6 protein-coding genes are annotated in these 7796 nt (G+C 58.1%); 2 read left to right on the top strand and 4 right to left on the bottom strand.

Annotated elements, in window-relative coordinates:
• Positions 1-153 precede the first annotated feature (153 nt).
• From FXV83_RS40925 to FXV83_RS40915, 3 genes are all read right to left on the bottom strand, one after another.
• Complete coding sequence (locus tag FXV83_RS40925; protein ID WP_148745696.1) at positions 154-1233, bottom strand: nucleotidyltransferase family protein; 1080 nt, start codon at positions 1231-1233, stop codon at positions 154-156.
• Positions 1220-2341 (bottom strand): serine/threonine protein kinase, encoded by a 1122-nt coding sequence (locus FXV83_RS40920; protein WP_235940599.1) that lies wholly within the window; start codon positions 2339-2341, stop codon positions 1220-1222. Before FXV83_RS40920 ends, FXV83_RS40925 begins: the two co-directional genes overlap by 14 nt.
• A 204-nt stretch (positions 2342-2545) precedes the next feature.
• Positions 2546-2791, bottom strand: a complete 246-nt coding sequence (locus FXV83_RS40915) for a hypothetical protein (protein ID WP_148745695.1) — start codon at positions 2789-2791, stop codon at positions 2546-2548.
• A gap of 1967 nt (positions 2792-4758) precedes the next feature.
• On the opposite strand from FXV83_RS40915, the gene FXV83_RS40905 reads away from it, so the two are divergent.
• On the top strand, positions 4759-4983 hold the full coding sequence (locus FXV83_RS40905) for a hypothetical protein (RefSeq protein WP_148745693.1): 225 nt from the start codon (positions 4759-4761) through the stop codon (positions 4981-4983).
• A gap of 427 nt (positions 4984-5410) precedes the next feature.
• Here the strand turns inward: FXV83_RS40905 and FXV83_RS40900 are convergent, their stop codons facing one another.
• Positions 5411-5818: a hypothetical protein gene (locus tag FXV83_RS40900; protein WP_235940598.1), complete on the bottom strand. Its 408-nt coding sequence runs from the start codon at positions 5816-5818 to the stop codon at positions 5411-5413.
• Between the two features lie 446 nt (positions 5819-6264).
• Between FXV83_RS40900 and FXV83_RS40895 the strand changes: the two genes are divergently transcribed.
• Entirely contained in the window at positions 6265-7740 is a 1476-nt protein-coding gene (locus FXV83_RS40895; protein ID WP_235940597.1) for a coiled-coil domain-containing protein, read from the top strand.
• Positions 7741-7796 lie beyond the last annotated feature (56 nt).

Below are 7796 nucleotides of genomic sequence, written 5' to 3'. Positions count from 1 at the left end.
CCGCACACCCGATTTCCGGCAAACTCAATTGCCCCAGCGCCCCAGCGTGCCGTTTCCAGATTCCAAATCAACGGCTTGGGAATTCTTCGCGGAAGACTCGGTTGCCTGAAACTGTTTGGCCCTGCGAAGGCGCTCGTGCGAGCGTTGCTGGCTTTAAACCTTTCCCACACGAACCGCGGTGGCCGCCCTCAACAGAAACTGTAAGGTGTCCGTTCTTGGTACGGACCACGATCCAGGCCGGCGCATGCCGGTTTGCGTGTAGCCAGAGGTCGCCTCCCTCCGGTAATTTCTGAGGTCCAGGACCGTCATTGCGAGGAACGGCACACGTGTGCCCGGAAAGCGTGCTTGGATCAATTGTCGCATGAACTGCAGGCGGGGAATCAGTCGGGAGCGCATCGAGCGCGGGATCTCGACCCCAAGCAGCGCAGCGAGAGCGAGCAGCTGGGTTTCGACTGCGTTCTTCATCAATTCGCCCGAGACATGAGAGGCAAGTTCCTGCCAGTCCAGGCCCTCGACGGAATTGTTCAGGTCGCGCAACTCAACGAGATGCCGCAGATCGAGCTCGCCAAGCCAGTACCCGTAGTCTTGAAACTGATCATGGATGATCAACATGAGCGCTCGATAAGCGGGCGTCGGGACGTATACGCTTCCCCGCCCCAGCAGCGCGGGGACGCAGTGTTTCAGAGCATGTCCGGGGCCAGCATAGAAGTGTGCGGGGCCTGGAGCGGCTCGATGCAGATCGATGGTTCCGACATCCTGCGATCGACTTAGCTCGACATACCACTTCCGGCTTTCGGGGCGCGCTTGATCATGAATGTTATAGCCAATTGCGTCCAAAGCGGCGACCGCTCTTTCAGCTTCGTCCGGCATAACCATGATGTCCAGATCGGACATCAGCCGAACTCCTCGCCGCTCGACAGGCGCGGTAGCTAGCATTGCCGCCCCCTTGAGCAACACCGGCGTAACTCCCTGGCCGTTCATCGCAATGACGGCCTCTTCCAATTGACCGGCCAACCGCTCGTTGCGCAGCACGTTTCGGCGATAGATCTGGCGGACATAGGTGCAGACGTCCTCCGGCAACACCGATGCAAATTGATCGACGAAGTCAATGAGCGCAGGCGTCGTTAAGGTCTGGTTTGCGAGCCCGATTACGGAGGTCCACTCCACTTCGACGGGCGGCAAGCCCCGCAAGCAATTGCAAAGGCTCGTCAGTGCCGCACTATGCCTTGCCATTGCACAAGTCCATCAGCAGCCGCCGGGCCTTCGCCGATTCGGAATAGGTAAGTTGAAACGACCGCGCGCCCGCAACAATCCGCTTCAAGGCAAAAAAGCCGGCCTGCGACAGCTTCCCGTCCGCGGCAAATGCACCCTCAATGAGCCGCTTGATCGAATCAAGCTGATCGAGCGAGGTCAGCTCGACTGGGCCGCTTGCAACCCGGTTCAGAAATATGATCCAGCTGGCGGAAAGGCATCCATTGTGCGCATCCGGGATCGGCAAATACCGCACCTCGGCGCCGTCGGACCGGCAATGCGTCACGCCGTTCCAATCGCCATACAGTCGCGACAGCAACTCCCATGACCCCTTCTTGAGGGTGAGAGCAAATGGGACTCCGCAGATCGTTCCGTCAGCCCCAATCAGCGCAACGTCGTCGCCGGCATACTGAAATCCAGCGTCCACCAGTTCCAGTGCAAGGGTCGATTTGCCGGCTCCGGGTTGGCCGCACAGCAGCAAGCCCATGCCGCACTTCGCAAGAGAAGCGGCGTGGAGCGCGAAAGCCCAATGATCGCTTCGGATAAGTCGCTCGGTGATGTGAGCTTTGATTGTAGGTGCCAGAGCTGCGGCTTTACATCTATGGATGCTCGCGTCATTCCCGCGGAAGAATACCTGATCGTCCAGCACCATTGTCTCGATCGCAATATCCTCCTGCCCGCCGCTGTCGTCCGGAACACAAAATAGCGAAATCAACCGTTGCAAGAGGTCCCAATTTGCAGCCCGGACACTGATCCTGCGCTGACCAAGCACCGTTGAGAAGGCGCAATTGGCCGACATTCGCCAGTCGAGGTCGAGCAACCCTCGATCGATCCAGATGTTCATCGCCTGCCACGTGAACTGGCGTGCTGCCTGTTCGTCAATGCCTAGCTGGCCGAGTTCCTGATGGACGTCTTCCAAAGAAGCGCCTTGTGCCAACTTGCACCAGATGAATGCCCCCACCTGGTCCAGCTCATAGATCTTCTGCCTTGTCTCGCTGAAAAGCACTGATCGACCGTCCAGCAGCGCGAAGACTGCACCCGCGGCGGGTCTCAACACCATCTCTGCCGATGTTTTTTCCAGCATGGCCATGCCCAATATCAACGATATCTGTCTCGCCACTGCGTCGACGCGGTGGCGACAACATCCTGCGATGTACTATCCGGCGCGTTCAAACGAGCTGTAGTTGCCAAGGAAATTGAGCTTGATCGCCGTACTGCAGCGATGCAAGTCCACATCCGGCGCGGGTGCACATCACCTGACGCGCTTCGCTTCGAAATGACCATTCGGCCCCAGTTACGCCGCCAGCTGACTACCCTCGCTCACCCCAGATGGAGAAATATTCAACACTTGTTCTCCGAGAAAACTCGCCGGCGCGGTCAACCGGTGAGAGTCCAGCAAGTATCGGTAAACTTCGCGATCAGCACTCCGCTCGCTTAGAACGCGCTCCTTCTCGCCGATGCTCGCTAATTCCTCGCGCATTTGGGCCAACTGCTGCGCAGCCGAGGTGGAGTTGTGCTTCTTCTGGACTGATTCCCGCATCGTCTCCTCCGACCGAAAAAAATTAACGAAAATAGCTTACGTCATTGACAGCAATTAACAACGAGATTTATACAACTAATCTATAATCAAAATTTATTTCATGTTTGAACCGGATGCAATCATTCAAATACCAAGAGAGCGCGCCCCGCGTCGAAACGACGACCAACGGATGAACGGTTGTTGGACCCGCCGCGATGGGCTTGGCCTCCTCAGTGGTGCTACCACCTGCGTGCAGGACAGCACCAAATAAAACCTGGCCAGAGTCGCAAACCAGACCGACAGCGCAAGGCTTAATTTGCAGGATTAAATTCTAACTAAGAATATTTCGTTGACGAGAGTGGAGTGAAGCCGGTGATCGAGTTAGCCAATTTGCCCATCATGGGCGGCATGATCGTCTTCGTCGCGAGCGGCACAGCACGCACAAGACCCCCACCGGCTCAGATTGGCCCGTTTTCAGTGCCGTCCCAGGAGCTTTCGAGGGCGGCCGCATAATCAACACCCCGCGCTGCCGAGCCAAAGCCCGGCAGCATCCAAGGAATCGCTCAAGCAGCGATCCGGCCGGTTGGAAAAACGCCGTCACGAGCAAGCCGCCCTTGCTCGAACAAGCGCTCCCAGTGTGCGATGCCCCCCCAAGTAACCCGCACTGAGATGATGACGCACTCCAGCCGGCCGGTTCTCCTCTATTCAACAACGAATAATTTCCTAGGGAGGCTCACGTGGGTATGATCATGGTCAAATGTCCGCAAACTGGTCGCGTGATTCCTACTGGTATTAGGTCCGACCGTGAGACTTTCCTGCGGAGCGTTGTGTTTTATGGCAATACTCATTGCCCGGTCTGTCGCGCCAACCACAACTGGTTCGCTCGCGAGGCCTGGGTCGAGGAGCCGGTCGTAAGGCCAAGGGAGATATCAAGGGAGATATTCGGTGATGCGCCGCTGTGTTGATGCGTAGCGGGCCTCGGTACAAGCACGGAGCCGAACTGATTGGCTTTACACGAATTCGGGTGGACCGCCTCATTTGGCACCACGCCGGCGGAGCTAATCTGGAGCGGCATTGCCGCCGCACCGGCTCAGAGCTGGGCTTCGTAGGGACTAGATGCGCTCAATCATGTCGCAGCACTCATCCAGATTCTTCTTTTGAGCTAGGTCTTTCTGTCACGGCTTGCTGGAAGGATGCTCCGGAGGGATGCGAAATATTCTGGCCTATCGTCGTAAAGCGAACTGACGGCCCCATGAACCGTGCGTTAAGCGTCGCATCGGCAGGTCGTCACAAACTCAAGCTTCCGGTCGCTGATCCCGCAAAGTCCTGTTTGGGGGTGTTGTAGTGAGTAGTGGGGGTTGCAGCCGCTTGGCTGTTCTGCGTCAAACGACGATGGAGCTGGTTAGCCTGCTTGCTCAATTGCAGAGGCTTCGAGAGCAAGTGCGAAGGGCGGAAGGCCGAACTCTTGGAAAAAGAGGGAGATTAGGGTCGGCATCGCGGATGCGAAGGCCCCGATATGGCACGAGTTGCCGCACACGGGTCCAATGATAGCGAGTGGCGCGCTCAATTTTCAGCGAGCTCGAAGGCGATCGTTTCACAGATCGGCGTTGAAGTCCCCGATCACTCTTTGACACAGCTCCAAGCCGCTCAATTGCTCCCCAAAGCCCTGTAGTTGGAAAAGGCTGCACTTGGATCCACCATTGCGTCTGTCTCCGGCTCTGACCGAGATCACCCACGAGCGGCGTGCTCCTGATCATGTCCCGCACTTGAGTTGGGTTTAAGCCCTGACTTTTTTTACCCTGTCTATTTAGTTTCATGAAGCAGCGCTTCATCTGAAAGACGATTTGAAAGCAAAGCGAAAATCGTTCGCTCCAAATCGTATCGGCAGTAACGCCACGGAAGGCGAATTTAGTTCTTCGACATAATTATAATTAATCCGACGCAAAACAGAAAATAAGGTGGGGAAAACTAAAAAATGGGAGGAGTGGATGGAGACCGTACGCCGCTTGCGCGCGATGGCATCGCTGTGCCGACAGACTTCTGCGCATCATCCGGATCGAAGCTGGAAGCTTCTCGCCGAAGCTGAGTTCTGGGAGCACTTGGCCAATGACGTCCTTCGCGAGCATTTCGAACAATGCACGGCCGGCTCCTCGCTTGCACCGATCGGAGATGATCCGAATACCGCGGAATCGAGCGCGCGCATCACCGCGTGAATGCTCTCGCCTGTCTCTATACGCCCCGCTCGGCCGTCTGCCGGGCGCCAGCCCTCTTCAAGGCGTCTGATAGAGAACCAAGCCCGCCGGCGTCTTCGGGCTGAAACACGCTAACGCAGAATAACCGGTCGTTCCCCGATCGTTGCTGCTCGTCACACGCGCCTTAGCATCAGCAATTTCAAACGGCAGTCCGTCCCTGGACAGGAAGGTTGTTGTACTGGTCAACCGACAGTGCCAAAGGGTTCAAGTACTGGGGCCTTTCGACATGGCCCGGCCGCGTTCCGGCCGGGAATTGAACAGACGGTCCGGTCGTTGCCAGTCCAGATCAACCAGACAGCACGCTCATTTCGAATGAGCAGCCCGGCGCCATGGAGGCCTGAGCAGGTCGATGCCGGAGCGCGCTCGCTGCCCGGCTCGGCCGCTCAAACTATGGAGCTCCGTTTTTCAGGTCGGGAATCCGCTTGTGCGAAACTGTCGTTCGCCGCTGGATCTGCGCTTTGGCGTCCAACACTTTTTCCCCAGCTCGTGCGGCGCGCGGGTGGCTCACCTGGTCCGAAAGGCTGGAGCCCTTCCCAAATGTTCCACCGATATTTCCGCCGGCCTCCGCTGCCGGTCTTTTTCGGTTAGGTGACGGTCCAACGATCATCTGCTCCTCGTTGCTCGTGCCGGAGCCAATAGCTCCGATCGGCAGACCATTTTGAGCGTGGCCAGCGCCGGTATTTCTTTTGGCCTGCGCCGCCGCTCGCGACTTCGACGTGGCGGGTTGAACGTTTGGATTGTTCGTTTGGGTGTTGCGGTTCAGGTTTGCACCGGTGCCGACGTCTTGCGTCCCCATTCCCGGAGGCGCCGACGGACCAGAGTTGGCGCTGCTCGCATTCGTGCCCATGCCGGACGGCGCTGACCCGCCAGTGTTGGCGCTGCTCGTGCTCGTCCCACTGCCGGCTCCCGCGGAGCCCGCCATTGCACCGCCTCTTTGGGCCAGGGCCAGCACNNCTCCTTCTCAACGGAAAGTGGCCAGTCGCATCGATCGAAAAGTATATTTAATGGTATAAATCATTGAATAACCTGATAATATGGTTTAATTTTGTTTCTCGATAATCGCGATTAGGAAAACGGAGTCGCGCATTAATGTCGCGGGTGGTGGCACAACCGACGATGCAAGTAGGGTCGGGCCTTGGATCGCCCCGCGGAGACGTGTGGTTTGCTCCGGATTGCGTTCGTAGCTGTGCGCGCACGTGCGCAACACGTTCGGTTTGGGTTGCACCGACTATCCTGACGGTAATGTCGGTGTTGACGATACCCGTTCTCGCGCAGCAGCCAAATCGGCCGGTGATCGACGCCCATGCCATTACGACGCACTTGCGTGGCGCGATCGGCTCGGGGGAGCGGCGCCCGGCGGAGCTGAAACAATCCGCCGAGACGAGACTCCTGAAGCTCGCGCAAGCCACAATCAGCAATACCGAGCGGTCACGGCAAGCGCTCGCCCCTGAACAGGAGAGGGTACAAGCCCTTGCTGGTGACCTTCGAACATGCCGTCAGGAGCAGGATACCGTGTTGGGGCTGTTGCAGCATGCACGCGAGCAATGGACCAGCATTGCGGAGGCCGCCGAGAATGAAACCGAGAAGCTGCAGAAATCGCTCCGGGAGGAGCGCTCGCATACGCAGCGTCTGGAACGGGAACTTGCCACGGCGCACAACGATCTCGAATTGCAGGCGCGGCTAAGCTGCAAAATCGGCACCGAGGGTCGCGAACTCAAACACCAGGCACAGAGTGATCTGAGAGAGCTGCAACAAGCTGCCGAGCGGGAGCGAGATCGGGCAAACTGGTTGGAGCAGAATCTGACGGCCGCCCACCATGACCTCGAGACCCAGTCGGCAGAGATAATCAGGCAAGCCGCAGAGATCAGTGCGAAAGAGGCCGCGCAGAAAGCATTGGCCGAGGTACAGGTGAGCCTCAGACAGGAGCACGATCGTACCAAACAGCTGGAGGAGACGCTCGCGACGACGCGAATCGAGCTCGACAACCGATCCCGGCAGATCGCGAAGGCAACCGAAGAAACAGCGCAGACCAAGCGAACAGCGGAGAATACCTCGGCTAAACTGACGCTCTCATTAAAGGAAGAGCACCAAAAAGCAGATGCGCTGGCGCAAGAGCTCTCGTTGGCGCGTTCCAGACTCTTCGCGTATGAAGCGCAAGCCGCAGCAAACGATGATCGAGCCGAACAGTTGAAACAGCAGCTCCGGCGAGAACGCCATCAATCTAGCCGAGGTGAGCAAGAAGATGCCGCAGCACGCCCGAATGTCGGACCGTGGCTACCCGCGGCGGTGTCGGGTGAAGGCGAAGCCGGCAATTCGCCGACAAGGGACCTGCTCCGGACACTGCTGCTGGGATCGCCGCAGCCGCCGCCCGAGCAATCCCCGCGAGAGCTCGTGGTCATAGCAGCTGAGCCGATGGCGCCATCTCCGGTTCTCGGGAACGAACACGCAGCCGAGCTCGTGCGATTGATCGCTCGCGCAACCGGATTGCTTCGGCAAGGCGACATTGGTGCAGCACGAGTTGTCCTAGATCGTGCTGCCGAATTAGGGAGTGCACCGGCAAGTTTCGCACTCGCCGAAACGTATGATCCGAGAGTGCTTGCAAAATGGGGCGCTAACGGAACGCGCAGCGACGCGTCCAAGGCGCGAGAGCTTTACGCCAGAGCAGCAGCAGGAGGGGTCGAGGAGGCGAAGGAGCGGTTCGACGCACTTGGTCATTAGCAGCATCGGTGCAGACAAATAGTCGTGCGCTGTCTCGACTTGTCAGATCGAACTTA

This window comes from Bradyrhizobium hipponense (assembly GCF_008123965.1).
In the GTDB taxonomy this organism is placed as follows: Bacteria; Pseudomonadota; Alphaproteobacteria; order Rhizobiales; family Xanthobacteraceae; genus Bradyrhizobium; species Bradyrhizobium hipponense.
The sequence above is the reverse complement of the archived record's forward strand: the minus strand, read 5'-3'. Positions and strand labels throughout refer to the sequence as shown.